Below are 25,111 nucleotides of genomic sequence, written 5' to 3'. Positions count from 1 at the left end.
CATGCCCTTGGTCGGTGGGACCCCAGTACCCGGCCTGTGGCGGCGCCCCCCAGGAAGAGTCGTTCATCAGACCTCGAGCAGCTCCGCTTCCTTGTGCTTCAGGAGCTCGTCCACCTGCGTGACGTACTTCGCGGTGGTGTCATCGAGCTCCTTCTCCGCACGGCGGCCCTCGTCCTCGCCGACCTCGCCGTCCTTGATCAGCTTGTCGATGGCTTCCTTGGCCTTGCGGCGCACGGAGCGAATCGAGATCTTCGCGTCCTCGCCCTTGCCCTTGGCGACCTTGATGTACTCGCGGCGGCGCTCCTCGGTCAGCTCGGGGAACACCACTCGGATGATGTTGCCGTCGTTGCTCGGGTTGACGCCCAGGTCGGAGTCGCGGATCGCCTGCTCGATGTTGCGCAGGGCCGTCTTGTCGAACGGGGTCACTACCGCCATGCGCGGCTCCGGCACGGAGAACGAAGCCAGCTGGTTGATCGGCGTCGGCGCGCCGTAGTAGTCGGCCACGATCTTGTTGAACATCGCCGGGTGCGCACGGCCGGTGCGGATCGCGGCGAAGTCCTCCTTGGCGACCACGACGGCCTTCTCCATCTTCTCCTCGGCCTCGAGGAGGGTCTCTTCGATCACCACTTGCTCCTGCGTGTCTTGAGTAGGCCCGGCTGCGGTTCCATGTGGGGCGGCGGCCGGCTGCGTCGCGTCTTCTTCCTGCACGGTTCCCGACCGGCAGGACATTGTCCATCCCCCGGCCCGGCTCCGTCCCGTCCGTCCCCCGGACGGGGTGGTGCGGGCCGGTCCTCAGTCCCGGCCGGCCGCGTCCCCGACGAGCGTGCCGATCTTCTCACCCTTGACGGCGCGCCCGATGTTGCCCTCCGCCAGCAGCTCGAAGACCACGATCGGGAGCTTGTTGTCGCGGCACAGCGTGACGGCCGTGGCGTCGGCGACCTTCAGGTCGCGCGTGATGACCTCGCCGTAGCCGAGGTGGTCGAACTTGACCGCGTCCGGGTTGGTCTTCGGGTCGGAGTCGTAGACCCCGTCCACGCCGTTCTTGCCCATCAGCAGTGCCTCGGCGTCGATCTCCAGGGCGCGCTGTGCGGCGGTGGTGTCGGTGGAGAAGTACGGCATGCCCATACCGGCGCCGAAGATCACCACGCGGCCCTTCTCCAGGTGCCGTACGGCGCGCAGCGGGATGTACGGCTCGGCGACCTGCCCCATGGTGATCGCGGTCTGCACACGGCAGTCCACGCCCACCTTCTCCAGGAAGTCCTGGAGGGCCAGGCAGTTCATGACGGTGCCGAGCATGCCCATGTAGTCGGAGCGGGCCCGGTCCATGCCGCGCTGCTGGAGTTCGGCACCGCGGAAGAAGTTGCCGCCGCCGATGACGACCGCGACCTGCGCGCCGTCACGCACGACGGCCGCGATCTCGCGGGCGATCTTGTGCACCACGTCGGGGTCGACGCCCAGGCCCCCGCCACCGGAGAAGGCCTCTCCGGACAGCTTCAGCAGAAACCGGCCGCGCACTTTGCCGTCGTCGCTCTTCTGGGGCTTGGTGGTCATGGGGGATTCCGCCTCTTTCACGTGTTGCACATACCAAGAAGGCCATTGCCGGTGGGGCGTGTTTCGCATCCCATACGGCAATGGCCTCCTTGTCAGATCTGCTGTCGTCCGCCACCCATGTGACGGCGTACACGGACGACTGCTGCCGACCTTATCGGGGTCGGGCGTCGATCGCGGTACGGACTCAGATGCCGACCTTGATGCGCGAGAAGCGCTTCAGGGTGACACCGGCCTCGTCCAGGACCTTCTGGACGGACTTCTTGTTGTCCAGCGCGTAGGGCTGGCCGAGCAGCGTGGCGTCCTTGAAGAAGCCGTTGAGGCGACCCTCGACGATCTTCGGCAGGGCGGCCTCGGGCTTGCCCTCGGCGCGGGTGGTCTCCTCGGCGACGCGGCGCTCGGACTCGACGACCTCGGCCGGCACGTCCTCCTTGGAGAGGTACTTCGGCGCGAAGGCGGCGATGTGCTGGGCGACGCCCTTGGCGATCTCGGCGTTCGGCTTGTCCAGCTCGACGAGAACACCGATCTGCGGGGGCAGGTCGGGCATCGTGCGGTGCATGTACGCCGTCACGTAGCCGTCACCGAACTGCGCGAAGCGGTCCAGGACGATCTTCTCGCCCAGGTTGGCGTTGGCCTCGTCCACGAACGCCTGGACGGTCTTGCCGGCCTCGATCTCGGAGGCGAGCAGGGCCTCGAGGTCGGCCGGGGAGGTCTTGGCGACGTGCTCGGCGATGGTGGTGGCCACGGCCTGGAACTTGTCACCCTTGGCGACGAAGTCCGTCTCGCACTTCAGCTCGACGATGACACCGGAGGAGTTGTCGTCGGCGATGATCGAGACCACGGCACCGTTCTCGGCGGAACGGCCCTCGCGCTTGGCGACGCCCTTCTGGCCCTTGATGCGGAGCGCCTCGACGGCCTTCTCGACGTTGCCCTCGGCCTCGTCCAGCGCCTTCTTGCAGTCCATCATGCCGGCGCCCGTGAGCTCACGGAGCTTCTTGACGTCGGCGGCGGTGTAGTTCGCCATGAGTCTGTGAATCTTTCTCGAAGTCTGGAAGATCGAAGATCTGCGGATACGCACCCATGGAGCCGGAGGGCGCTGTCCTTCCGCTGACCTACGGGTGAACGGCGGGAGCGGACTTCACCGCGCCCGAGAGCGCTGTGGGATGGAGTACCGCTCCCGCCGTCACCTCGGACTGACGGGTCAGGCCTGCTCGGCCTCGGCGGCCTTCTCGCCCTCGGCCGGCTTCTCGGCCTCGGCGGCCGGAGCGGCGTCAGCAGCCGGAGCGGCGTCGGCGGCCGGAGCAGCCTCAGCCTCGGCGGCCGGAGCGGCCTCAGCGGCGGGGGCGGCCTCGTCGGCCTTCTTCTCGCCCTCGAGCAGGTCGCGCTCCCACTCGGCCAGCGGCTCGCCCGCGGCCTTCTCGCCCTTGTCGCCGGTGGCGACGCCGGAACGGGCGATGAGGCCCTCGGCGACGGCGTCGGCGATGACGCGGGTGAGCAGGGTGACGGAGCGGATCGCGTCGTCGTTGCCCGGGATCTTGTAGTCGACCTCGTCGGGGTCGCAGTTGGTGTCGAGGATCGCGACGACCGGAATGTTCAGCTTCCGGGCCTCACCAACGGCGATGTGCTCCTTCTTGGTGTCCACGATCCAGACGGCGCTGGGCACCTTCTGCATCTCGCGGATACCACCGAGGGTCTTCTCCAGCTTGGCCTTCTCGCGCGAGAGCACGAGAAGCTCCTTCTTGGTCAGACCGGACGCGGCGACGTCCTCGAAGTCGATCTGCTCGAGCTCCTTGAGGCGCTGCAGACGCTTGTAGACGGTCGAGAAGTTGGTGAGCATGCCGCCCAGCCAGCGCTGGTTGACGAAGGGCATGCCGACGCGGGTGGCCTGCTCGGCGATGGCCTCCTGCGCCTGCTTCTTCGTGCCGACGAACATGACCGTGCCGCCGTGGGCGACGGTCTCCTTGACGAACTCGAAGGCGCGGTCGATGTACGACAGCGACTGGAGCAGGTCGATGATGTAGATGCCGTTGCGCTCCGTGAAGATGAAGCGCTTCATCTTCGGGTTCCAACGACGGGTCTGGTGACCGAAGTGGACGCCGCTCTCCAGCAGCTCCCGCATCGTGACGACGGCCATGGCCGTATCTCCTTGAATTTCTCGGTTGTGCCGCGGATGCCGGACGGCTTCCGCGCCTGACGCCCACTGCGCGCCGTTCCACGAGGGACCGAGGGGCGCTGATACAGCCCGTTGCCGGGGTGCGTATCGGGGCGTGCGAAGTCGACCCGGTGACCCGGGTCGCCACCAGAAGTGTACGGGACCCGCGGGGTACCGGGTGACGCCGTTGTCCACAACCGAACAACGGTCCACAGCCACGCACGGTGACCGGCGGTGGTACGGGACGCTCTGCGCATGCGAGCGAAGCGATGTGTGCGTACGTGTACGCGGCTGATCCTGCTGCTGGTTCTGACGACGGCCGTCCTGCTGTCCCCGCCGCCGCGGCTGTTCGCCGCGGCGCCCGCCCCGGACCCCACCGTCCCGGCGCTGGGACGCGCGTGGCCCGTCGGGTTACGCCCGCAGGTCCTCCGCGGCTGGGAACCCCCGGCGACGGCGTACGGCCGGGGCCACCGGGGCGTGGACCTGGCGGCAGCGCCGGGAACGCCGGTACGGGCGGTGGCCGGGGGCCGGGTGTCCTTCGCGGGCCGGGTGGCCGGCAAGGGGGTCGTGTCAGTGGAACTCACGGGGACCGGCGATCCACCCTTGCGCACGACACACGAACCGGTGACGGCGACGGTGGAGGAGGGCGAGGAGGTGGAACCGGGCGAGGTGATCGGCACGGTGGAAGCCGCCGGCTCACACTGCACGACCACGTGTGTGCACTGGGGCCTGCGCAGAGGCGAGACGTACTTGAACCCGTTGTCGCTACTGCCCCCGTGGCTCCTGCACAGGGGCCCGTCGAGGCTGTTGCCGGTGTACTGAGCCCCTGAGCCTGCGGGCAGTCGTGCCGCTGGGGCGGCACGGGTGGGCGCAGGCTGCACCCCGCTACGCCGGGCTGCGCACCCACCCGGCGCCGGCCCCGACGCCCCTCAGCCCAGCACACCCCGCAGCGCCATACTCACCGCCGCCTCCGCGATGGCGTCCGGCTCCTCCGCCGCCCCCAGCTCGATCCTCCGAACGGCCGCGTCCACAACCCCCTGCAACAACATCGCCGCCAGCCGAGGCTGCGCATGCCCCATCTCGGCCAGCGCCTCGACGATCATCGCGACCAGCCCACCGTGCGCCGCCCGGATCTTCTCCCGGGCCCCCGCATCGAGCTCGCTCGCGGAGATCGCGACCACGGCCCGGTGCCGCCGGTCCCCGACCAGCTCCAGCTGTCGGCGCACATACGCCTCGACCTTGGCCTCGGCCGTCTCCGCCCGCTCCATCGCCGCCCACACGTCCGCCGCCCAGACGGGGAAGTCGACCTCGCACAGCTCCTCGACCACGGCCGCCCGTGACCGGAAGTACTCGTAGACGGACGATCGCGCGAGGCCCGTCCGCTCGGCGAGGGCCGGGAAGGTCAGCGCCTCCGTACCGCCCTCGGACAACAAGGAACGAGCCGCGTCCAGCAGGGCGGCTCGCTGCATCGACCGGTGCTCGGCCACGGAGGCCGCTCGAATCCTTGGCACGTCAACACTCTACGGACGCGTCGCGCCCGACGGGAGTGGCTCGCCTCGACCCATCGGCATCCGCCCAGGTCAGCGCCCGAAGCTCGCCAGTTTCGCTCTGAGCTGCAGCACGGACTTGGTGTGGATCTGGCTGACCCGGCTCTCGGTCACGCCCAGCACGTTCCCGATCTCGGCCAGGGTGAGGCCCTCGTAGTAGTAGAGCGTGACCACGGTCTTCTCCCGCTCGGGCAGCGTGTTGATCGCCCGGGCCAGGAACCTCCGCAGCTCCCGGTCCTCGGCGACCTCCACGGGGTTGTCGGCGGCGGTGTCCTCCAGCGTGTCCATCACGCTCAGCCCGTCACCGCCCTCTCCCCCGCCGTGCAGCAGCTCCTCCAGGGCCACCACGTTGGCCAGCGACAACTGGCTGAACACCGCGTGGAGTTCCTCCACCGCGATGCCCAGCTCGCCGGCCACCTCGCCCTCCGTCGGCGTCCGCCGCAGCCGCGCCTCCAGCGTGGCGTAGGCCCGCTCCACATTGCGTGCCTTCTGCCGCACCGAGCGGGGGATCCAGTCGAGCGCCCGCAGCTCGTCGATCATCGCGCCGCGGATCCGGGTGATCGCGTACGTCTCGAACTTGATCTCCCGGTCGATGTCGAACTTCTCGATCGCGTCGATCAGCCCGAACACCCCGGACGAGACGAAGTCCGCCTGCTCCACATTGGACGGCAGGCCCACGCTGACGCGTCCCGCGACGTACTTCACGAGCGGCGAGTAGTGCAGGATCAGCTGCTCCCGCAGCCGCTCGTCCCCCGTCGCCTTGTACGACCGCCACAACTCGTCGAGCGTCGAGGGAGCGGGCGGCCGTACGCTGCCACCGTCACGGGCGGCTGGGGGGATCGCCGCCCGGTCGGACCCGGAGGTGTGCTGGGGCATTCGTCGCCTTGTGCCGTTCTGCTGCGGAGTGGTGCTGCCAGGGTGAGCTGTCTGTCTGATGTCGAGTTGCCTGTCCGTGTCGGGATCCTCGTGAGCGTAGCGTGACTGCGGTGTCGCGGTGTGCGAAGAACGGAGGCCAAGGCGGACCCGGATACGTTCCGCAGGGGCTCCGGCGGAGCGCCGCGGTCGCTCAGCGTGATCACCGGAGGAGCCCAACTGGGCGCATTTCCAAGGGGTGTCGAGGTTCCCCCGGACGGCCGAACACGCGCGGTCAGCATGGTCCGGGACCGCCGCGGACCGACATCACCGCCTGGCGTGTCAACTTCCAGCCATCGCCGTGTCGTTCGACGTAACCGAGTGCCCGCAGTTCGTACAGTCTCGCGATCGCGTCCTCCTGTGTGGTCTGTGCGCGGCGCGCGATCTCGTCCGGCCCGGCGGCCCGGCCGCCCGGGAGGGCGGCGAGCACCTGTCGGGCGGCGGGTTCGAGCAGATCCCGGGGCAGGACAGGGCCGCGCCGGTCGGGAGCCAGCTGTCCGATGGTGCCGACCAGCTCGACGACGTCCGCGGCGTCGGTGACCAGGGCCGCCTCGCCGCGCAGAAGTTCGTGCACTCCGGCGGAGAGCCCGCTGGTGGCCGGGCCCGGTACTCCCATCGTGTGACGGCCGAGGCGCTGTGCCGCCCGCGCCGTGACCAGGGAGCCGCTGCGGTGGGCGGCTTCCACGACCACGGTGCCGCGGGTGAGGGCCGCGATCACCCGGTTGCGCAGGATGAAGCGGCTCGGTGTCGGATGGTCGCCGGGCGGCAACTCGCCGATGACCAGGCCCTGTTCGGCGATTCTGCCGATCAGCTGGGTGTGTCCGCGCGGGTAGGGGCGGTCGACGCCGCAGGCGAGGACGGCGACGGTGGCGCCGCCCGCGCCGAGGGCGCCGCGGTGGGCGGCGCCGTCGACTCCGTAGGCGCCGCCGGACACCACGACCCAGCCCTGCTCGGCGAGGCCGGCGGCGAGGGTGGCCGCCATGTGCGCCCCGTACTCGGTGCAGGCCCGGGCGCCGACGACGGCCACGGACTTCAGCGCCCACATCCGCAGACCGGCCCGCCCCCGCACCCACAGCCCGATGGGCCTGGCATCCCCGAGGTCGTCGAGCTGTCCCGGCCACTCCGGGTGCCCGGGGCACACGAACCGCACCCCGGCCTCCCGGGCGACGGCGAGGTCCTCTCGGGGCCGTGCCGTCTCGGCTCTGGCCAGCAGCCCCTGCCACCGCTTGCCGCTGATCCCGGGCAGGCCCTGCCGGCCCTCCACCAGCCTCCGAACCACCTCCCCGACCCCGAACTCCCGCACCCACCGCCCACCGGCCTCGTCCCCGGGCTCGAGGACCCGGGTGAGGAACACCCGGGCGAGCAGTTCGTCGTCCGGTTCGCCGACGGCACTCACGTCAGCGCTCCGATGGCCATCGGGACGCCCCGCGGCACACCGGTGCGCAGCTGGAGCGCGAGGGCGACGTCCGTCGCGTCGGGCCGGTCATGGCCGACGAGATCGGCGACGGTCCAGGCCACCCGCAGGACGCGGTCCAGTCCACGGGCGGTCAGGACACCCCGCTCCAGGTTCCGCTCGGCCTCGTCCATGGCGCCGGGCACCGCGTACCAGCGGCTGCGCAGCTCGCGGCCGGGTACCTCGCTGTTGGTGCGCCAGGGGGTGCCGGCGAGGCGCTCCGAGGCCCGTTCCCGGGCCGCCCGTACCCGGTCGGCGACCGTGGCCGTGGAGTCGCCCCGCGCGCCGAGGGCGGTCAGCTCGGTGCGGGTGACGCGGTCCACCTCGACGCGCAGGTCGACCCGGTCGAGGAGCGGGCCGGAGAGCCTGGCCTGGTAGCGGCGGATCGCCGAGGGCGGGCACTCGCACAGATCGTCCCGCTGCGAGAACCGGCCGCACGGGCAGGGGTTGGCCGCGAGCACCATGAGGAACTTCGCAGGGAAGCGCACGACTCCCGCGCTGCGCGCGATCACGACATGCCCCGCCTCCAGCGGCTGGCGCAGGGCGTCCAGGGCCCGGCTGCTGAACTCGGGCGTCTCGTCCAAGAAGAGGACTCCCCGGTGGGACAGCGACACCGCACCGGGCCTCGCGACACCCGGGCCGCCGCCGACGAGTGCCTGCATCGTGGCCGAGTGATGCGGGGCGCAGTAGGGAGCGACGTCGATCAACGGCTTGCCCGGGGGCAGCAGGCCCGCCACCGAGTGGACCGCGGTGACCTCCAGCGACTCCTGCCGGCCGAGCAGGGGCAGGATGGCCGGCAGCCGCTCCGCGAGCATCGTCTTGCCCGCGCCGGGAGGCCCTTCGAGGAACAGGTGGTGCCCGCCCGCCGCGGCCACCTCCACGGCCGTGCGCGCCGAGGTCTGCCCCACGACGTCCGCGAGGTCGTGACCGTGGTCGTGCTGGGCCGCTCCGACGCTGTGCATGCCTGTGGCCGCGCCCGTACCGGGCACGCGCAGGCCGGCGAGGAGCGGGTCCGGGCGACCCTGTTCGTCCGGCTCCTCGTCGGGCACGGGTTCGTCGGCCAGGATGGCGATCAGCTGCCGCAGGCTCCGGACGCCCAGCACCGACACCCCTGGCACCAGGGACGCCTCGGCGGCGGCGCACTCCGGCACCACCACCTGCTCATACCCCGCGTCCGCCGCCGCCAGCACCGCCGGCAGCACCCCGCGGACCGGCCGGACCCGCCCGTCAAGGCCCAGTTCCCCGATCATCACGATGTCGGCGAGGACCCGGGGATCGATGCGCTCCGCCGCGCCGAGGACCGCCGCGGCGACGGCCAGGTCGAAGCCGCTGCCGGACTTCGGGACGGAGGCCGGGCTCAGGCCGACCGTGAGTTTCTTCTGCGGCCAGGCCGCGCCCGAGTTGACGACCGCGGCGCGCACCCGGTCCTTGCTCTCCGTCAGGCTCTTGTCGGGCAGCCCCACCAGCGTGAACGCCGCGACGCCCGGTTCGAGATCGGCCTGGACCTCGACGACCACGCCCTCGACGCCCACCAGCGCCACCGAACACGTACGGGCGAATCCCATCAGGCCACCCCCCGCACATGCTCGACCACGGCCGCGCCGCGGTACGGCAGCAGCACGCCGACCACGTCGATGCGGACCCCGCCGGGCGGTGCGCCCCCGTGGCTCTGGATCCACCGCTCGGCGAGATCCCGCAGCCGCTCCGCCTTCTGCGGGGTCACGGCCGCCATCGGATGCTCGAAGGGACCCTCCCTGCGGGTCTTCACCTCGCAGACGACCAGGACGTCACCGTCCCTGGCCACGATGTCGATCTCACCCGTCCGGCCGGAGCGCCAGTTGCGCTCCACCACCGTCAGACCGGCCTCGGCCAGCCGCCGCGCGGCCAGGCTCTCGCCGTACTTGCCCATGGCGCTGCGCGCCCGCTGTGCGTTCATGTCGGCACCACCTCCGGCGCCAACGATCACGCACCCGCCCCCATGAAGTGGATCTTGGTGGAAGGCTCAGTGATTGTGGATAACTCCGTCACCCACTCGGCAGCTCGAGGTCGCTCTTGTTCAGCTCCTCGATGTTCACGTCCTTGAACGTAAGAACCCGAACCTGCTTCACGAACCGCGCCGGCCGGTACATGTCCCACACCCAGGCATCCGCCATGGACACCTCGAAGAACACCTCACCCTGGACCGAGTGCACCTGCATCTCGTAGTCGTTGGTCAGGTAGAAACGCCGCTCGGTCTCGATCACGTATTTGAACAGACCGACGACATCGCGGTACTCCCGGTAGAGCTTCAGCTCCATCTCGGTCTCGTACTTCTCGAGGTCCTCGGCGCTCATGGCATGTTCCCCTTCAGCCGTGCGATCCCACCATTGTGCGCCAGTCCTGTGAGCCCCTAGACGATTTCCGGGTCAAGGATCACGGGCCTGGCCGGGGGACCTTCGTCGAGCAGCGTACGCAGCAGCCCGGCGAGTCTGGTCGGATACACCGTCTCATGTGCCCGGGTCAGTTCCGGACACGTCCACCAGCGCGCTCCGGCGACACTCCGCCGCTCCAGCTCGGTCAGCCCGGCGGCGGCGATCTCCGTGCGGTCCGTACGAGCCAGGTAGTACCACTCGTCCTGGTCCCAGCGGCGGCCCGCGAACGGGAACGAGCACTTCCGCCGCCACAGCACCGGGCCGAGCTCGACCTCGGTGATGCCCGTCTCCTCGGCGAGTTCCCGCAGGGCAGCCTGTTCACGGGTCTCGTCGCCCTCCACTCCGCCGCCGGGGGTGAACCACCAGTCGTCGGCCGGATCGTCCGGCTCGTGCCCGTGCAGCAGCAGGATGCGGTCCTGCGGGTCGAGCAGCACCACCCGGGCGACCTTGCGCAGCCCGCCCTCGTAGGAGTCCTGACCCGCCCCCACAGCCTCAGCGGACACCCGCGGGCTCCGCACTGCCCCGCCGGGCACGGGCCGCGCCCGCGCGCTTGGCGATCGGGCCGTAGGCGCCCCCGCCCAGGACGAGCACGGCGCCGGCGATCACCGCGGCGGTGATCGTCCGCAGCGGTCCGGGCGAGGAGAGGCTGCCGAGCGCCTCGAAGCCGGTCGGGCGCTCCAGCATGCCCTTCATGGGGTACACGACGGAGTCGACGCGGGCGTCGACGGCGGAGCGCGCCACCGTGCCACTCGCGGCGTCGGTCAGGTGGGCGGTGGAGTCCACGGAGCTGCCGCGCTCGTCTCCGAGCAGAAACAGCCGCCCCTTGGGGACGGTCACGGTCGGGAAGTTGCTGATCTCGGCCGCCGTGCCCTTGGGCAGGTAGGGCTCGTCGATCTCCTTGCCGTTGACCTTGAGCTTGCCGTCCTGGCAGCAGGAGACCGTGTCGCCGCCGATGGCGACCACGCGCTTGACCATCGGCGCGTTGGCCCAGGTCGCGTCCTTGAAGACGACGACATCGCCGCGGCGCACCTGATCACCGTCGACACGCTGCGCGAGGATCCGGTCCCCCGCGTCGATCGTCGGCGTCATCGAGCTGGTCGGCACGGTGTACGGCCGGTAGACCACCGCTCCCCAGGCGAACCCCCCGAGGAAAAGCACGAGGCCCAGCGCGACGGCCAGCCCGGACAACCGCTGTCCGGTCCGGCTGCCCACCGGGCCCGTACCTGTGCCACCGCTGCGCGGGGCCGTGTGCGTCATGCTCTCGCCACCCATGGGTCCGCACCCTACCCGGGGGTACCAGCCGGGGTCAGCCCGCCGTCGGAATCACCGCTTCCGGCGCCACCACAGCACCACAGGCACCGCACCGGCGAGCGCCAGCCCCTGCGGCGCCACCGTCAAGTCGGCCGCGGCCGGCTGGGCGTTCAGACCGGACTGGTCGAAGGTGTCCGGCACCGGCAGGTTGTCCCAGCGGTTGATCGGCCAGGCGATGACGACGGCCCGTCCGACGACCTCCTTCACCGGGACCATGCCCTTGTGCCGGTCCGCCTGGTTGTAGCGGGAGTCCCGGGAGTTCTGCCGGTGGTCGCCCATGACCCAGATGGAGCCCTCGGGGACCTTCACCTTGAACTGGCCGCCCTGGTCGTCGACGCTGCACGGCGTGTTGCCCGGGTAGACGTACGACCGCTCGTCCAGCGCCTTGCCGTTGACCGTCAGCGGGCCCGTGCCCTTGCACTCGATCGTGTCGCCGCCGACGCCGACGACCCGCTTGATCAGGTCCTTCTCCTCCGCGGACGGCATGAGGCCGATCCAGCTGAGGAAGGTCTGCAGGGCGTTCGGATCCGTGGTCGGCTCACCCGCCAGCCAGTTGTCGGGGTCGTGGAAGACGACGACCTCGCCGCGCTCGGGCTCGGAGCCGAACCATGGGGTGAGCTTGTCGACCAGGACGCGGTCACCCTGCTGGAGCGTGTTCTGCATCGAGTCGGAGGGGATGGAGAACGCCTGCACCAGGAAGGTCTTGATCAGCAGCGCCAGCACCAGCGCGATGCCGATCAGAATGGGCAGTTCCTTCCAGAAGGAGCGTGCCTTCTTCGGCGTCCGGTTCGTACCGCCCGGCCCTTGGCCATCCGCTGTGCTGTGCGCGCCTGTCACCCTGTCACCCTCGGCTGCCCCGGAGTCATTCCCGGAGGTCACGGCGCTGTCCGCGGCCGGGACGACGGATTCCGCGGGGCGCCCGCGATGCTCCTCGCCGTCGTGTCCGGACCGTGCGCCGACCGCCACATCCCCCACGCCAACTCCTCACTCTGTGCCGCCGCCTGCCCCATACACGGCGCAGGCCCACCACTCCCATAACGAGCGGGAGTTCCGCAGGGGTCGGGAGCTGGATCGTTCCGTTCGAATCGTCGGAGGCAACCCTATGCGACAGCGGGGCGGCAGCGGTCGACCCGGTGGCCGAGTCGGACACGGAGGCGTAGGTATTCGGTTCCTCCAGCATGTTCCAGTGACCGAAGGGCCAGGCGATGACCATGGCGCGGCCCACGACCTCGTCCTCGGAGACCGTGCCCCCGTAGTCGGTGTCCTGGTGGGCGCGGGAGTCCGCGGAGTTGTTCCGGTGGTCGCCCATCACCCAGTACCGCCCCTGGGGGACCGTGATCTCGAACGGCGTGTCGGACGGGGCGTTGCCGGGGTACAGGTAGTCCTCGTTCAGTGGGATGCCGTTGACGGTCACGCGGCCTTGGGTGTCGCAGCACTTGACCTTGTCGCCGCCGACGCCGACGACCCGCTTGATGAGGTCCTTCTCGTCCTCGGACGGCAGCAGGCCGATGAAGGTGAGCCCTTCCTTGACCTGCTTGATGACGACGGGGTCTTCCTTCGGGGTGGCGGTCTGGTCGTCCTGGAGCCAGCCGCCCGGGTCCTTGAAGACGACGACGTCACCGCGCTGCGGCTCGGAGCCGAACCACGGGGTGAGCTTGTCGACCAGGACGCGGTCGCCGATCTGGATCGTCTGCTCCATGGAGCCCGACGGGATGACGAAGGCCTGGACGAGGAACGTCTTCAGCACGAGGGCTATGAGGACGGCGACGCCGACGAGGAGCGGTATCTCCTTGACGGCACCGCGCCTGCGGCGCCGCTTGACCTTGCGCTGGAGCTTGCGCCGCTCGGCGCGGGTACGTCCGCCGGACGGGCTCGCGGCGCGCCGGGCGCCGGTGGGCAGCAGGTTTTCCGCGGCGCTCGTGGCGACGCCGCGCGGCTTGCCGCGGTTACCCATGGGCGCCCGCCCTACCGGCGGCGGGAGCGGGCACGCGCGCGTAGGTGTCCGGGCGCTGCAGCCGGGTGGCGTGGCCGAAGGGCCAGACGATCCAGTCGGCGCGGCCGATCACTTCGCCGACCGGGACCATGCCGCCGCCCGGGGAGCCGAGGTGGTCGCGGGAGTCGCTGGAGTCGGCGCGGTGGTCGCCGAGCACGAACAGGGTGCCGTCGGGCACCACGACGTCGAAGGGAACCGCGGATGGGCTGTCTCCGGGGTACAGGAAGCCCGACTCGTCGACCGGCCGGCCGTTCACCTGGATCCTCCCCTTCTTGTCGCAGCAGACCACGCGGTCCGCCCCCACACCGACAACGCGCTTGATGTAGTCCGCGTGCCCGAAGTACCCCGTCCCGTCGAACACGACGATGTCTCCCCGCCGCGGCTGGGCACCGAAACGGTACGCCAACTTATTTACGAGAACCCGGTCCCCGATCCTCAATCCCCGCTCCATGGATCCGCTGGGGATCTGAAACGGCCGCAGCACGAACGTACTGAGCAGCAGCAGGAAAATCAGGCAGGTCAACAAGGTCAGAGTGATCCGGCCGCCCGGAACCCATGCACTGACACGCGACACCAACGCGAAACGCGACCGTTCCTCCGGCCCTCCTGGGTCCGAGGTCTCCTCGGAGTCGGAAGGGCGGGAGGAGCGGTCGCGCTCCGTCTGCTGTGCTTCGGTGTCCATCGGAGCCAGATGTTATCCGGCCCCGACGCGAACCCCGGAGAGCGCTCAGTTCTCGCGCTTCTCCTTGATCTTCGCGGCCTTGCCGCGCAGCTCGCGCAGGTAGTACAGCTTGGCGCGGCGGACGTCACCCTTGGTGACGAGCTCGATCTTCTCGACGATCGGGGTGTGCACCGGGAAGGTGCGCTCGACGCCGACGGAGAAGGAGACCTTGCGGACCGTGAAGGTCTCGCGCACGCCGGAACCCTGGCGGCGGATCACAACGCCCTTGAACTGCTGCACACGGGAGCGGTTGCCCTCGATGACGCGGACGTGGACGTTGACCGTGTCGCCCGGGCGGAAGGCGGGGACATCGCTGCGCAGCGACGCGGAGTCGACGGTGTCGAGCAGGTGAGACATTTCGTCTGCTTTCCTCGCTGATGCCACAGGTCATCAACGGAATCTAGGTGTTTCGGATCAGGGCTGTACGCGTCGGAACGGGCGTCATCTCCCCCTGTGGCAGGGGCGCACGCCGGACGGACGCACAACAGCGACCTATTGTTCCATGCCCTTGGTCCTGCGCCAAAATCGGCCGTACGGCTCCCCCGCGGGGTCCGGTGACCAGCCCAGGATGGACAGCATCTCGCGGTCCTTCTTGTCGAAGGCCTTGGGGTCGCACCGCTCGATGAGGTCGGGCCGGTGGGCGGTCGTACGCTTCAGCGCCTCGTCCCGGCGCCAGCGCGCGATCTTGCCGTGGTGGCCGCTGAGCAGCACGTCGGGGATGTCCCGGCCGCGCCACTCGGGCGGCTTGGTGTAGACGGGCCCCTCCAGCAGGTTCGCCATGGCACCGGGCGCGAAGGAGTCGTCCCGGTGAGACTCGGCGTTGCCCAGGACGCCCGGCAGCAGCCGCGCCACGGCCTCCGTGACGACCAGGACGGCCGCCTCGCCACCGGCCAGGACGTAGTCGCCGATGGACACCTCGTACACCGGCATCCGGGTCGCGTACTCGTCCACGACCCGCCGGTCGATGCCCTCGTAGCGGGCCGGCGTGAAGATCAGCCAGGGGCGCTCGGAGAGCTCGACGGCGAGTTCCTGGGTGAAGGGGCGCCCGCTGGGCGTGGGCACGATGAGGGCGGGCTCGCGGGAGCCGGTCTCGTAACCGTCGGCCAGCACGGTGTCGAGCGCGTCCCCCCAGGGGTCGGTCTTCATCACCATGCCGGGGCCGCCGCCGTAGGGCGTGTCGTCGACGGTGTTGTGACGGTCGTAGGTCCAGGAACGCAGGTCGTGCACATGGACGTCGAGCTGTCCACGCGCGCGTGCCTTGCCGACGAGTGAGACGTTCAGCGGTTCCAGGTACTCGGGGAAGATCGTGACGACGTCGAGGCGCATTACGACTCGTCCCGGCTGGACGCGATCTCGGCGCGGTCGTCGATCAGGCCCGGCGGCGGGGTGATGACGGCCTTCTGCTCCTCGAGGTCGATCTCGGCGACGATCTCCTCGACGAAGGGGATCAGCACCTCGCTGCCGTCGGGGCGCTCCACGATGAACAGGTCCTGGGAGGGCAGGTGCGAGATCTCCGTGATCCGGCCGACCTCCGTGCCGTCCGCGGTGACCACGTCGAGGTCGATGAGCTGGTGGTCGTAGTACTCGTCCTCGCCCTCGGGCAGTTCCTCCGGGTCGATCTCGGCGATCAGGAGGGTGTTGCGCAGGGCCTCGGCGCCGGTGCGGTCGCTGACGCCCTCGAAGCGCAGGAGGAGGCGGCCGCTGTGGACGCGTCCCGTCTCGATGGTGAGCGGTCCCGTGGTGGCGGGATCGGTGGCGAGTACGGCGCCGGGCGCGAGCCTGAGCTCCGGCTCGTCGGTACGGACCTCGACGGTGACCTCACCCTTGATGCCATGGGCACGGCCGATCCGTGCGACTACCAGCTGCACGTGTCCAACTCTCCTGTCATACGACTGCGGGCCGGGGACGGCCCTGTGGGCCCTCCCCGGCCCGAGCCGGTTTCGATAAGCGTCAGCGGACGTGGTCCACGTCGACGAGGTCGACGCGGACACCGCGACCGCCGATGGCGCCCACGACGGTGCGCAGGGCGCGTGCGGTGCGGCCGTTGCGGCCGATCACCTTGCCGAGGTCGTCCGGGTGCACCCGGACCTCGAGCACCCGGCCGCGGCGCAGGTTGCGCGAGGCGACCTGCACATCGTCAGGGTTGTCGACGATGCCCTTCACGAGGTGCTCGAGAGCCTCCTCGAGCATGCTCAGGCCTCGGTCGACGCGGACTCAGCGGCCGCCTCGTCCTTCTTCTCAGCCTTCTTCTTCTGGGTGATCGCCTCACCCTTGCCCTCGTCCTCGCCACCGAGGGCCTCGAACGACGGGCGGGCCGACTTCTCGGCGGCCTGCAGCAGCGGAGCCGGGGCGGGCTCGCCCTTGTACTTCTGCCAGTCGCCGGTCTTCTTGAGGATGGCAAGCACGGGCTCGGTCGGCTGCGCGCCGACACCCAGCCAGTACGCCACACGCTCGGCGTCGACCTCGATCACCGACGGGTTGTACGTCGGGTGGTACTTGCCGATCTCCTCGATGGCCCGGCCGTCACGGCGGGTACGGGAGTCGGCGACGACGATGCGGTAGTGAGGCGAACGGATCTTGCCCAGACGCTTCAGCTTGATCTTGACTGCCACGGGAGTGGATTCTCCTGGATTTGACGTGGTTGGGCACGGCGAGAGAAGCCGCGTGGGGTTGCGGTACCCGAGTGCCCGATGGACGCGTCAGCCGGAGGAGAGAGGGGTCCTGTGCGACTGTCGAGTACAGCTAGCCATTGTGCCACACCCCGCCGGGCCGCCTTGCCGGGGGTGCGCCGCTGCCCGGGCATGCCGGGCCGGCACCCGGCGCGGAGGTTAGGTACGTCGGGTGCACACCCCGGCAGCGCGTCTCGACCGGCAGCCACGAGATGCCGGTGCCGACGTCAGCCCGCCACGGCTCCCGCCCCCACGACGTCCGGGATACGGAACGGCTTGCCGCAGCCACCGCAGACGATCGGCGCCTGGGCGAGCACCGACGGCACCACGCGGACGTTGCGGCCGCAGTCGCAGACCGCCTTGACGCGTACGCCGCCGCCGGAGGAGCCGTGGCGTGCGGCCGGGCCCCGGAAGGTGCGGGAGGTGTCGGAGGAGGTCGCGGCCGTGTGGGCCTTCAGGGCGCGCTGGAGGCGTTCCATCGTCGGGCGGTAGCGGCGCTTCGCCTCGGGGGTGAGCGTGACCAGGGAGAAACCGCTGCTGGGATGCGGTTCCTCGGGGTGGTCCAGGCCCAGCTCCTCGGCGATCGCGAGGAATCTGCGGTTGTGGTAGCGGCCGGCACGGGAGGTGTCGCGGACGCCGCGCGAGGCGGCGATGCCATGGACTGCCTCATGGAGCAGTCGCTCGAAGGAGAGCTCGTGACCGCACGCGGACGACGACTCCCCGATCAGGGACTCTGGCGCGGCAAGGTCGGGCAACTCGGGGTGGTACCGCTGAATATCGGCCCACGCCTGTGCCAGCTCTGCGGCGAGAACAGGTGGTGTCTGTGTCGTGCTCACGTAATGACAACGAGCCGGGGGGCCACAGTGTTCCGATTCCGGGCCATCCCAAATAATTTGCACGTACCCGTCAGTTGCCTCTGATGCGACCTGACGAGGGCGCGTGCGCTGATCTGTGGAGAAGCCTCGCAGCTCACCACAAGGTGGTGCGTAGTTCCGCGTACGCACCGGCGCGTAGATCAGTCCACGCGCCGGGGAAGCAGGGGTTCGCGCGTACGCAAGAGGCGTTTCGGCCGCCTTGCGTCCCGCTCAGTAAGCGCGTGCCACGACGGCGACGTTACCGGGTGCGTCGTCGGCGTCCGGCACCGCCCCGTCCTCGGTGACCAGACACCGTACGGTCGCGGCGTGATCGGCGAGCTTGGACTCGCCCTCCTCGCCGAGCACGGACCAGGGGATGCGTGCCCAGCCGCCGGCGGTGGCCGCCTCGACGGCCTCCTCGAACGTGGAGACCTCGGTGGTACGGGACTCACGGCGCTCGCGGGACTGCTTCAGCAGCAGCGCCTGGTCCTCCTCCAGGATCTTGGGCAGCAGCGACACCAGGGAGTCCAGGGACACCGGCTCCTTGCCTCCCGGGATGCGGCGCGCCAGCATCGCCGTGCCGTTCTCCAGGTCGCGCGGGCCGACCTCGATGCGCACCGGGACGCCCTTGAGCTCCCAGTCGACGGCACGGCGGCCGAAGGGGGTGTCGGTGCGGTCGTCGACCTGGACGCGGACACCGGCCGCCTTCAGCCGGTCGCCGAGTTCGCGGACCTTGGCCAGAACCGCGTCGTCGCCCTTGATCGCGAGCACGACGGCCTGGATCTGCGCGAGCCGCGGCGGGACGCGCAGGCCGTTGTCGTCGCCGTGCATCATCACCAGGGCGCCGATCATGCGGGTGGTGGAGCCCCAGGAGGTCTGCCAGACCAGCTCCTGCCGGCCGTCCTTGGACAGGTACCGGGTGTTGAAGGCCTTCGCGAAGTTCTGGCCCAGTTCATGGCTCGTGGCCATCTGGAGGGCCTTGCCGTCGCCCATCATGCCTTCGAGCGTGAGGGTGTTGACGGCGCCGGCGAACCGCTCCTTGACGGTCTTGCGGCCCGGGACGACGTCCATCGCGAGCACGTTCACCATGAAGTCCTCGTAGACCCGCCGGTGAATGTGGGCGGCGAAGTCGCGCGCCTCCTCGTACGTGGCGTGCGCGGTGTGGCCCTCCTGCCAGAGGAACTCGGACGTGCGCAGGAACAGGCGGGGCCTGAGCTCCCAGCGCACGACGTTCGCCCACTGGTTGATGAGGAGCGGCAGGTCGCGGTAGCTCTGCACCCACTTCGAGAAGTAGTCGTTGATGATCATCTCGGAGGTGGGCCGGACCACGGCGGGCTCTTCGAGTTCCTTGCCGCCGCCGTGGGTGACCACGGCCAGTTCGGGCGCGAAGCCCTCGACGTGGTCCGCCTCCCTGGTCAGGTACGACTGGGGGATCAGCAGCGGGAAGTACGCGTTCTGGGTGCCCGTCTCCTTGATGCGGGTGTCCATCTCGGACTGCATCCGCTCCCACAAGCCGTACCCGTACGGTCGGATGACCATGGTGCCGCGCACCGGACCGTTGTCGGCGAGCTCCGCCTTGGTGATCAAATCCTGGTACCAGCGCGGGAAATCGTCCGCCTGGGAGGTGAGAACGGGTGCCTTGGCCATGGCGAGATGGTACGGGCCCAAGTTGCCGGAATGTGAAATCTCGCCATAGGCACATGACAACTCACATGCCCGGGCGCATTCCACTGGACGACAGGTCGAGGGGGGAGTTTCCTGGCATACGGGGGTAGTGCGAGCGCACTGTCACGGGGGCCATGGAATCGGGCAAGAGGCAACTCTCGGCGGATTGGGGCGCTTACTTATGACACCTACGCTCGTGCGGCAGCACGTGCCTCACGCGGGGGCCGCACCCCGCGTGGACCTGCGTGCACGCGCGCGTGACTGGTCCGAGATCCAGGAGCGGATGCTCGTGCCGCTCTACGAGGCCGTACACGAGCGACTGGACGTGGGTCCCGCCACGCGGCTGCTCGGCCTCGGCTGCGGTTCCGGGCTCGCCCTGCTGATGGCCGCCGCCCGGGGAGCGGCGGTCACCGGTGTCGACTCCTCCCCCGAAAGAATGACCTTCGCGCGGGAGCGGCTGCGGCCCGAGGCGTGGGGCACGCGCGCGCGGGCGGAGGCCCGGCTGATCGCGGGCTCGCCCCGGGACGCGACGGCATCGGGTGCTCCGGCGTACACCCTGGTGACCGCTTTCGAACCGATCGGGTGCCTGGCGGGCGACTCGGAGGGGATGAGCGGGCTGCTCGCGGAGGCGACGCCGCTCGCCGAGCGCGGTGCGGCCGTGGTGCTGGCCGGCTGGGGTCCGCCGGAGCGGTGCGCCACGGCGTCCGTGCTGCGGGTGGCCACGAAGCTGGCGGAGCCGCTGCGCAATACGGGCAGCTGGCGTCCCGCCCTCCGCGACGACCTGGAGGACGTCGCCCAGCGGGCCGGGCTCAAGCCGGACGGGTCCGGACGGGTGGCGTGCCCCTTCGGCTACGCGGACGTGGACAGCGCGGTACGCGGGCTCAAGTCGACGGGGCTGTTCGACGCGGCGATGACCGCGACCGACCAGGTGCAGGTCGACAAGGAGCTGACCGAGGCACTGCATCCGCACCAGCGGCAGGACGGAACCGTGTGGATGCCCAATGTCTTTCGGTATCTGATCGCCCGGGTTCCATAAAGATCGGACTGTGTCCGGTGCAGGTGTGAATGGCGTGAAGAAAGCACGGTGCGGTGCTTCTGGCGCCCTCAAGTGGATCATGACCGCTTAATCTGATCCACTGCTCGGGGGATCTACACATCTGCATACAGGAGCTGCTTTGCCGCACCACAAGACCGCGCTGCGTCTCGTCGCGCCCGTCGCCGTCCTCGCTCTGTCGCTCACCGCCTGCGGTGGCGGCGACGACAACGCCGACGCGAAGAGCCCGGCCACCGAGAAGGCCAAGGTCTACCCTTCGCCGGAGCCGACGTCCGGCGGCGAGATGGAAAGCGGCGAGAGCGCCACGGGCACGGTCGAGGAGGACCCGGGCAAGGTCACCTACGAGATCCTGGCGCAGAAGGTCGACGTGGGCACCGAGGCCGAGGCCGCCAAGGCCGTCTCGGAACCGGACAAGGTCAAGGGCAAGGTGCTGGCCACCGCGTACCTGAAGTACACGCACAAGAGCGGCCCCGCCCTCACCGACGGTTCCGACGTGCACGACAGCACCACGGTCTCCGCCGACGGACAGCGCGGCACCGTCCTCATCGGCGCCTCCGAGGACGCCGCGGGCTGCGAGGACCCGTACGACGTCGACAGTTGGAAGAAGGGCGAGAGCCATGTCTTCTGCGAGACGTACGTGATCCCGGCCAACGCCAAGAGCATCGAGGTCAACTGGTCCGAGGAGGACGGCGAGCCCTACGTCTGGAAGTTCCCCGGCGCCTGACCCGCGGACCGCTGACAGAGCGCTGAGGGCGCCCCCCTTCGGAAAGATAAGGGGGGCGCCCTCGGTGTCGTGCCAAGTGGGGCCGTCAGCCCATGAACTTCTTGAACTCGTCGGGGAGTTCGAAGTCCTTGGCGCCCTGCTGCGGCAGTCCGAAGGCGCTGCCGCCCTCGGCGGCGGCGGCCCGGCGGGCGGCCTCCTCCTGCTCCTGCTGCTTGCGCTTCATCGGGTTGCCGGAGCGCTGCTTGCCCTTGGCCTGCTTCTGCTTCTTCTTCGTCCGGCCGGGACCGCCGCCCATGCCCGGCATGCCGGGCATCCCGGGCATGCCGCCGCCCTGGGCCATGCGGGACATCATCTTCCGGGCCTCGAAGAACCGCTCGACCAGGTTCTTCACCGCGCTGACGTCGACACCGGAACCACGCGCGATACGGGCGCGGCGCGAGCCGTTGATGATCGTCGGCTCCTGGCGCTCGGCCGGGGTCATCGACTTGATGATGGCGGCCGTACGGTCGACGTCCCGCTCGTCCAGGTTCTGGATCTGGTCCTTCATCTGGCCCATGCCCGGGAGCATGCCGAGCAGCTTGGAGATGGAGCCCATCTTCCTGACCTGCTCCATCTGGGCCAGGAAGTCGTCCAGGGTGAAGTCCTGGCCCTTCTTGGACGCCAGCTTGGAGGCCATCTTCTCGGCCTCTTCCTGGCTGAACGTCTTCTCCGCCTGCTCGATCAGGGTGAGCAGGTCACCCATGTCGAGGATGCGGGAGGCCATCCGGTCAGGGTGGAAGGCGTCGAAGTCGTCGAGCTTCTCGCCGTTCGACGCGAACATGATCGGCTTGCCGGTGATCTGCCGGATCGACAGGGCCGCACCACCACGGGCGTCACCGTCGAGCTTGGAGAGCACCACGCCGTCGAAGCCCACGCCGTCGCGGAAGGCCTCGGCGGTGTTGACCGCGTCCTGGCCGATCATCGCGTCGACGACGAACAGGATCTCGTCCGGGGAGACGGCGTCGCGGATGTCCGCAGCCTGCTGCATCATCTCCTGGTCGATGCCGAGGCGGCCGGCGGTGTCCACGATCACGATGTCGTGGACCTTGGACTTGGCGTGCTCGACGGAGTCCTTGGCGACCTTGACCGGGTCGCCGACGCCGTTGCCCGGCTCCGGCGCGTAGATGCCGACGCCCGCGCGCTCGGCGACGACGCTGAGCTGGTTCACGGCGTTCGGGCGCTGGAGGTCACAGGCGACCAGCAGCGGCGAGTGGCCCTGCTCCTTCAGCCAGCGGCCGAGCTTGCCCGCCAGGGTGGTCTTACCGGCACCCTGCAGACCCGCCAGCATGATCACGGTGGGCGGCTGCTTGGCGAAGCGCAGGCGCCGGGTCTCGCCGCCGAGGATGGTGACGAGTTCCTCGTTGACGATCTTGAGGACCTGCTGGGCGGGGTTCAGCGCCTTGCTGACCTCGGCACCGAGGGCGCGCTCCTTGACGTTCTTGATGAACGCCCGGACGACCGGCAGCGCCACGTCCGCCTCGAGGAGCGCGATCCGGATGTCCCGGGCCGTGGCGTCGATGTCCGCTTCGCTGAGACGCCCCTTGCCGCGCAGGTTCTTGAAGGTCGCTGAGAGGCGATCGGAAAGAGTATCGAACACGGCGCTCGCGGTCCTCAGGGTTGGTGGCTACAGGGAATCGCCCTCCAGGGTATCCCGGCGTGACAAGTCGCCGGGTCGGCCTCACCCACGCAGTGTCTCCTCCAGCTTCCGAGCCACCGACACCGCCTCGTCCCCGGGCAGGGGCGCGCCCTCCGGGCCGGTCACGTAGAAGGCGTCCACGGCGTTGGCGCCGAGTGTCGAGACATGTGCGCTGCGCACCCGTACGCTCGCGTCCTCCAAGGCGCGGCCGATGCGGAACAGCAGGCCCGGGGCGTCCTGGGAGCGGACCTCGATCACCGTGGCCAGCCGGGAGGCGGCCGGGTGGACGGAGACCCGGGGCGGCGGGGCGGACAGGCCTCGGCGGCGCGGATAGGCCGCGTCCCGTTCGGCGAGGCGGCCGGCGATGTCCAGTGAGCCGTCCAGGGCCCTCACGAGGTCCGCGCGCAGCCGGGCGGCCTGGGGCAGCGAGCCGTACTCGGCGGCGACCCGCCAGTCCAGCAGCAGCACGGAGCCGTCGACGCCGTCCGGGAGGGTCAGGGAGCGCAGTTCCGCCGTGCGCACGGTCAGCCGGTGCATGGCGAGGACACCGGCCACGGCGGGCAGGACGCCCGGCTGGTCGGGGACGGCGATGAGAAGTTCCACACCCAGCGGCTCGGGGTCGCCGGACGGCTCCTGCCCGGCGGGCGGCTCGGTCTGTGCCCGCAGGGCGAGGACCGGGCTGCCGGTCGCCGCCGCCTCGAGGGCGAGGCGCTCCTGCTCGGCGGTCGGCGCGCCCTCCTCGAGGTCGTCCGGGGCGTCCCCGGCGAGCACCGCCGAGACCCGCTTGACGAGGTCGGCGACGAGCGAGCCGCGCCAGGACGACCAGGCGGCCGGTCCGGTGGCCAGGGCGTCGGCCTCGGTGAGCGCGTGCAGCAGTTCCAGGGTGCCCTGGGAGCCGACGGCCTCGGCGACGGAGCGCACGGTGGCCGGGTCCTCCAGGTCACGCCGGGTGGCCGTCTCGACCAGGAGCAGATGGTGCCGTACGAGGGTGGCGACGACCGTCACGTCGTGGCGGTCGAAGCCGATACGGGCGGCCACGTCCTTGGCGATGATCTCGCCGGCCACCGAGTGGTCACCGGGCCAGCCCTTGCCGATGTCGTGCAGCAGCGCGGCGACCAGCAGCAGGTCGGGACGGCTGACCCGGCGGGTGAACTCGGAGGCCTGTACGGCGGTCTCGATGAGGTGCCGGTCGACGGTCCACAGGTGCACGGCGTTGCGCTGCGGGCGACAGCGCACCCGCTCCCAGTCGGGCAGCAGCCGGGTGATCAGCCCCTCGGCCTCCAGTGCCTCCCAGACCTCGACGGTCGGGCGGCCGGAGCCGAGCAGGGTCACGAGCTGTTCGCGTGCCTCGGCGGGCCAGGGCGTGGGCACCGGGCGCCCGGCGGCGGCCATGCGCCGTACGGCGTGCAGGGAGAGCGGGAGTCCGGCCTGCGCGGCGGCCGCGGCGGCGCGCAGCGGCAGCACCGGGTCGCGCTCGGGGCGCGCGGCACGGGCGAGCACCACCTCGCCGTCCTGCTCCACCACCCCCTCGGCCAGCGGAGACCGCTCCGTCACGGGCTTGCCACCGCCCAGCATGGCGCGCAGCCGGGGCCGCACAGCGCGCGACCGCAGCACGCGCCCCACCTCGCGCCAGGTGACATCACTGGCGTACGAGACGACCCGTGCCGCCTCGTACACCTGCCGCAGCAGCGTGTCGGCGTCGAGCAGGCCGAGCTCGGCGGCCACCTGGTCCTGCTCCTGGAGGGCGAGCCGGTCGGTCGCCCGCCCGGTGGCCAGGTGCAGGGCGTCCCGTACGTCGAGGAGCCGGCGCCGGGCGTCGGCGAGGCCCTCGCGCGGGGCGTCGGCCAGCCAGGAGGCGGCGACGGCGCGCAGGGCGGTGGCGTCGCGCAGCCCGCCCCGGGCCTCCTTCAGATCGGGTTCCAGCAGGTACTGCAGCTCGCCCTGGCGCTCGGCGCGCTCGGCGCACAGTTCCTGGAGTTCGGGGAGGCGTTTCGGCGCCTGGTTGCGCCAGTCGGCCAGCACGGCCGTGCGCAGTCCGGCGGTGAGGCCGAGGTCGCCGGCGATGTGCCGGGCGTCCAGCAGGCCGAGCTGCACCTTGAGGTCCTCGCCGGCCGTCTTGCGGGCCTCGACGGGCGTGCGCACGGAGTGGTCGAGGTCCAGACCCAGGTCCCAGACGGGGTACCAGAGCCGGTCGGCGAGGGCGGCGACCGCCTTGGTGTCGCTGCCGTCGTGCAGCAGGAGCAGGTCGAGGTCGCTGCGTGGGGACAGCTCGCCGCGTCCGTAGCCGCCGACGGCGACCAGGGAGGCCCCGCGCAGTCCCTCCGCGCCCGCGGCGAACAGACCGGTGAGCCAGTCGTCCGTCAGTTCGGCCAGGGCCGCACGGCGCGGCGGCCCGGACCGCGCCTCCTCGGTGAGGAGACGC

The 25,111-nt window shown here is 70.4% G+C and carries 27 protein-coding genes; 3 read left to right on the top strand and 24 right to left on the bottom strand.

What is annotated here, in order from left to right:
• Nucleotides 1-66 precede the first annotated feature (66 nt).
• From frr to rpsB, 4 genes are all read right to left on the bottom strand, one after another.
• The gene (gene frr / locus ACWIF2_RS20385) at nt 67-624 is read right to left on the bottom strand and encodes a ribosome recycling factor (RefSeq protein WP_382496871.1); all 558 of its coding nucleotides are present in this window, start codon (nt 622-624) and stop codon (nt 67-69) included.
• A 168-nt stretch (nt 625-792) separates the two neighbouring features.
• Nucleotides 793-1,551, bottom strand: a complete 759-nt coding sequence (gene pyrH, locus ACWIF2_RS20380; protein ID WP_454361918.1) for a UMP kinase — start codon at nt 1,549-1,551, stop codon at nt 793-795.
• Nucleotides 1,552-1,735: 184 nt separating this feature from the next.
• Nucleotides 1,736-2,572, bottom strand: a complete 837-nt coding sequence (tsf, locus tag ACWIF2_RS20375) for a translation elongation factor Ts (protein ID WP_432966992.1) — start codon at nt 2,570-2,572, stop codon at nt 1,736-1,738.
• A gap of 177 nt (nt 2,573-2,749) precedes the next feature.
• A complete protein-coding gene (gene rpsB / locus ACWIF2_RS20370; protein WP_454361917.1) occupies nt 2,750-3,682 on the bottom strand; it encodes a 30S ribosomal protein S2 in 933 nt (310 codons plus the stop codon).
• Nucleotides 3,683-3,955: 273 nt separating this feature from the next.
• Between rpsB and ACWIF2_RS20365 the strand changes: the two genes are divergently transcribed.
• Nucleotides 3,956-4,522 (top strand): peptidoglycan DD-metalloendopeptidase family protein, encoded by a 567-nt coding sequence (locus tag ACWIF2_RS20365; protein WP_454361916.1) that lies wholly within the window; start codon nt 3,956-3,958, stop codon nt 4,520-4,522.
• A 107-nt stretch (nt 4,523-4,629) separates the two neighbouring features.
• Here ACWIF2_RS20365 and ACWIF2_RS20360 read toward each other — a convergent pair whose 3' ends face one another.
• From ACWIF2_RS20360 to proS, 18 genes are all read right to left on the bottom strand, one after another.
• Nucleotides 4,630-5,187 carry a TetR family transcriptional regulator gene (locus ACWIF2_RS20360; protein WP_454361939.1) on the bottom strand — a complete coding sequence of 186 codons (558 nt, stop codon included), beginning with the start codon at nt 5,185-5,187 and terminating at the stop codon, nt 4,630-4,632.
• A 93-nt stretch (nt 5,188-5,280) separates the two neighbouring features.
• The gene (whiG, locus tag ACWIF2_RS20355; protein WP_184598498.1) at nt 5,281-6,123 is read right to left on the bottom strand and encodes an RNA polymerase sigma factor WhiG; all 843 of its coding nucleotides are present in this window, start codon (nt 6,121-6,123) and stop codon (nt 5,281-5,283) included.
• A gap of 271 nt (nt 6,124-6,394) precedes the next feature.
• Nucleotides 6,395-7,555, bottom strand: a complete 1,161-nt coding sequence (dprA, locus tag ACWIF2_RS20350; RefSeq protein WP_454361915.1) for a DNA-processing protein DprA — start codon at nt 7,553-7,555, stop codon at nt 6,395-6,397.
• On the bottom strand, nt 7,552-9,177 hold the full coding sequence (locus tag ACWIF2_RS20345; protein WP_454361914.1) for a YifB family Mg chelatase-like AAA ATPase: 1,626 nt from the start codon (nt 9,175-9,177) through the stop codon (nt 7,552-7,554). Before ACWIF2_RS20345 ends, dprA begins: the two co-directional genes overlap by 4 nt.
• Nucleotides 9,177-9,578, bottom strand: a complete 402-nt coding sequence (locus ACWIF2_RS20340) for a YraN family protein (RefSeq protein WP_454361913.1) — start codon at nt 9,576-9,578, stop codon at nt 9,177-9,179. The genes ACWIF2_RS20345 and ACWIF2_RS20340 overlap by 1 nt, the downstream gene beginning before the upstream one ends.
• A gap of 58 nt (nt 9,579-9,636) precedes the next feature.
• Nucleotides 9,637-9,945: a DUF2469 domain-containing protein gene (locus ACWIF2_RS20335; RefSeq protein ID WP_003993268.1), complete on the bottom strand. Its 309-nt coding sequence runs from the start codon at nt 9,943-9,945 to the stop codon at nt 9,637-9,639.
• Between the two features lie 56 nt (nt 9,946-10,001).
• Nucleotides 10,002-10,526: an NUDIX hydrolase gene (locus ACWIF2_RS20330; RefSeq protein WP_382496886.1), complete on the bottom strand. Its 525-nt coding sequence runs from the start codon at nt 10,524-10,526 to the stop codon at nt 10,002-10,004.
• The gene (gene lepB, locus ACWIF2_RS20325; protein ID WP_454361912.1) at nt 10,516-11,295 is read right to left on the bottom strand and encodes a signal peptidase I; all 780 of its coding nucleotides are present in this window, start codon (nt 11,293-11,295) and stop codon (nt 10,516-10,518) included. The genes ACWIF2_RS20330 and lepB (ACWIF2_RS20325) overlap by 11 nt, the downstream gene beginning before the upstream one ends.
• 51 nt (nt 11,296-11,346) lie before the next feature.
• A complete protein-coding gene (lepB, locus tag ACWIF2_RS20320) occupies nt 11,347-12,309 on the bottom strand; it encodes a signal peptidase I (RefSeq protein WP_454361911.1) in 963 nt (320 codons plus the stop codon).
• The gene (gene lepB / locus ACWIF2_RS20315; RefSeq protein ID WP_454361910.1) at nt 12,197-13,288 is read right to left on the bottom strand and encodes a signal peptidase I; all 1,092 of its coding nucleotides are present in this window, start codon (nt 13,286-13,288) and stop codon (nt 12,197-12,199) included. The genes lepB (ACWIF2_RS20320) and lepB (ACWIF2_RS20315) overlap by 113 nt, the downstream gene beginning before the upstream one ends.
• Nucleotides 13,281-14,009 (bottom strand): signal peptidase I, encoded by a 729-nt coding sequence (gene lepB / locus ACWIF2_RS20310; RefSeq protein WP_454361909.1) that lies wholly within the window; start codon nt 14,007-14,009, stop codon nt 13,281-13,283. Before lepB (ACWIF2_RS20310) ends, lepB (ACWIF2_RS20315) begins: the two co-directional genes overlap by 8 nt.
• 45 nt (nt 14,010-14,054) lie before the next feature.
• Nucleotides 14,055-14,405, bottom strand: coding sequence for a 50S ribosomal protein L19 (gene rplS, locus ACWIF2_RS20305; protein WP_030852073.1), 351 nt, complete (start codon nt 14,403-14,405; stop codon nt 14,055-14,057).
• Between the two features lie 135 nt (nt 14,406-14,540).
• A complete protein-coding gene (trmD, locus tag ACWIF2_RS20300) occupies nt 14,541-15,374 on the bottom strand; it encodes a tRNA (guanosine(37)-N1)-methyltransferase TrmD (RefSeq protein ID WP_454361908.1) in 834 nt (277 codons plus the stop codon).
• Complete coding sequence (gene rimM / locus ACWIF2_RS20295; RefSeq protein WP_382496900.1) at nt 15,374-15,916, bottom strand: ribosome maturation factor RimM; 543 nt, start codon at nt 15,914-15,916, stop codon at nt 15,374-15,376. Before rimM ends, trmD begins: the two co-directional genes overlap by 1 nt.
• 82 nt (nt 15,917-15,998) lie before the next feature.
• Nucleotides 15,999-16,238 (bottom strand): RNA-binding protein, encoded by a 240-nt coding sequence (locus ACWIF2_RS20290; RefSeq protein WP_003973401.1) that lies wholly within the window; start codon nt 16,236-16,238, stop codon nt 15,999-16,001.
• A 2-nt stretch (nt 16,239-16,240) separates the two neighbouring features.
• A complete protein-coding gene (rpsP, locus tag ACWIF2_RS20285) occupies nt 16,241-16,660 on the bottom strand; it encodes a 30S ribosomal protein S16 (RefSeq protein ID WP_215118293.1) in 420 nt (139 codons plus the stop codon).
• Nucleotides 16,661-16,944: 284 nt separating this feature from the next.
• On the bottom strand, nt 16,945-17,553 hold the full coding sequence (locus ACWIF2_RS20280) for a hypothetical protein (RefSeq protein ID WP_184598513.1): 609 nt from the start codon (nt 17,551-17,553) through the stop codon (nt 16,945-16,947).
• Nucleotides 17,554-17,802: 249 nt separating this feature from the next.
• Nucleotides 17,803-19,218 (bottom strand): proline--tRNA ligase, encoded by a 1,416-nt coding sequence (proS, locus tag ACWIF2_RS20275; protein WP_454361907.1) that lies wholly within the window; start codon nt 19,216-19,218, stop codon nt 17,803-17,805.
• A 199-nt stretch (nt 19,219-19,417) separates the two neighbouring features.
• Between proS and ACWIF2_RS20270 the strand changes: the two genes are divergently transcribed.
• Both ACWIF2_RS20270 and ACWIF2_RS20265 read left to right on the top strand, forming a co-directional pair.
• Nucleotides 19,418-20,272, top strand: coding sequence for a methyltransferase domain-containing protein (locus tag ACWIF2_RS20270; RefSeq protein WP_454361906.1), 855 nt, complete (start codon nt 19,418-19,420; stop codon nt 20,270-20,272).
• A 139-nt stretch (nt 20,273-20,411) separates the two neighbouring features.
• Nucleotides 20,412-21,014 (top strand): hypothetical protein, encoded by a 603-nt coding sequence (locus ACWIF2_RS20265; RefSeq protein ID WP_454361905.1) that lies wholly within the window; start codon nt 20,412-20,414, stop codon nt 21,012-21,014.
• A gap of 85 nt (nt 21,015-21,099) precedes the next feature.
• Here the strand turns inward: ACWIF2_RS20265 and ffh are convergent, their stop codons facing one another.
• Both ffh and ACWIF2_RS20255 read right to left on the bottom strand, forming a co-directional pair.
• Complete coding sequence (gene ffh, locus ACWIF2_RS20260) at nt 21,100-22,650, bottom strand: signal recognition particle protein (protein ID WP_454361904.1); 1,551 nt, start codon at nt 22,648-22,650, stop codon at nt 21,100-21,102.
• Nucleotides 22,651-22,731: 81 nt separating this feature from the next.
• Nucleotides 22,732-25,111 (bottom strand): [protein-PII] uridylyltransferase (locus ACWIF2_RS20255; RefSeq protein WP_454361903.1); only part of this gene is annotated, 2,380 nt, incomplete at its 5' end.

This window comes from Streptomyces sp. NPDC055506, from assembly GCF_053643595.1.
This window is presented reverse-complemented; position numbering and strand designations above follow the sequence as displayed.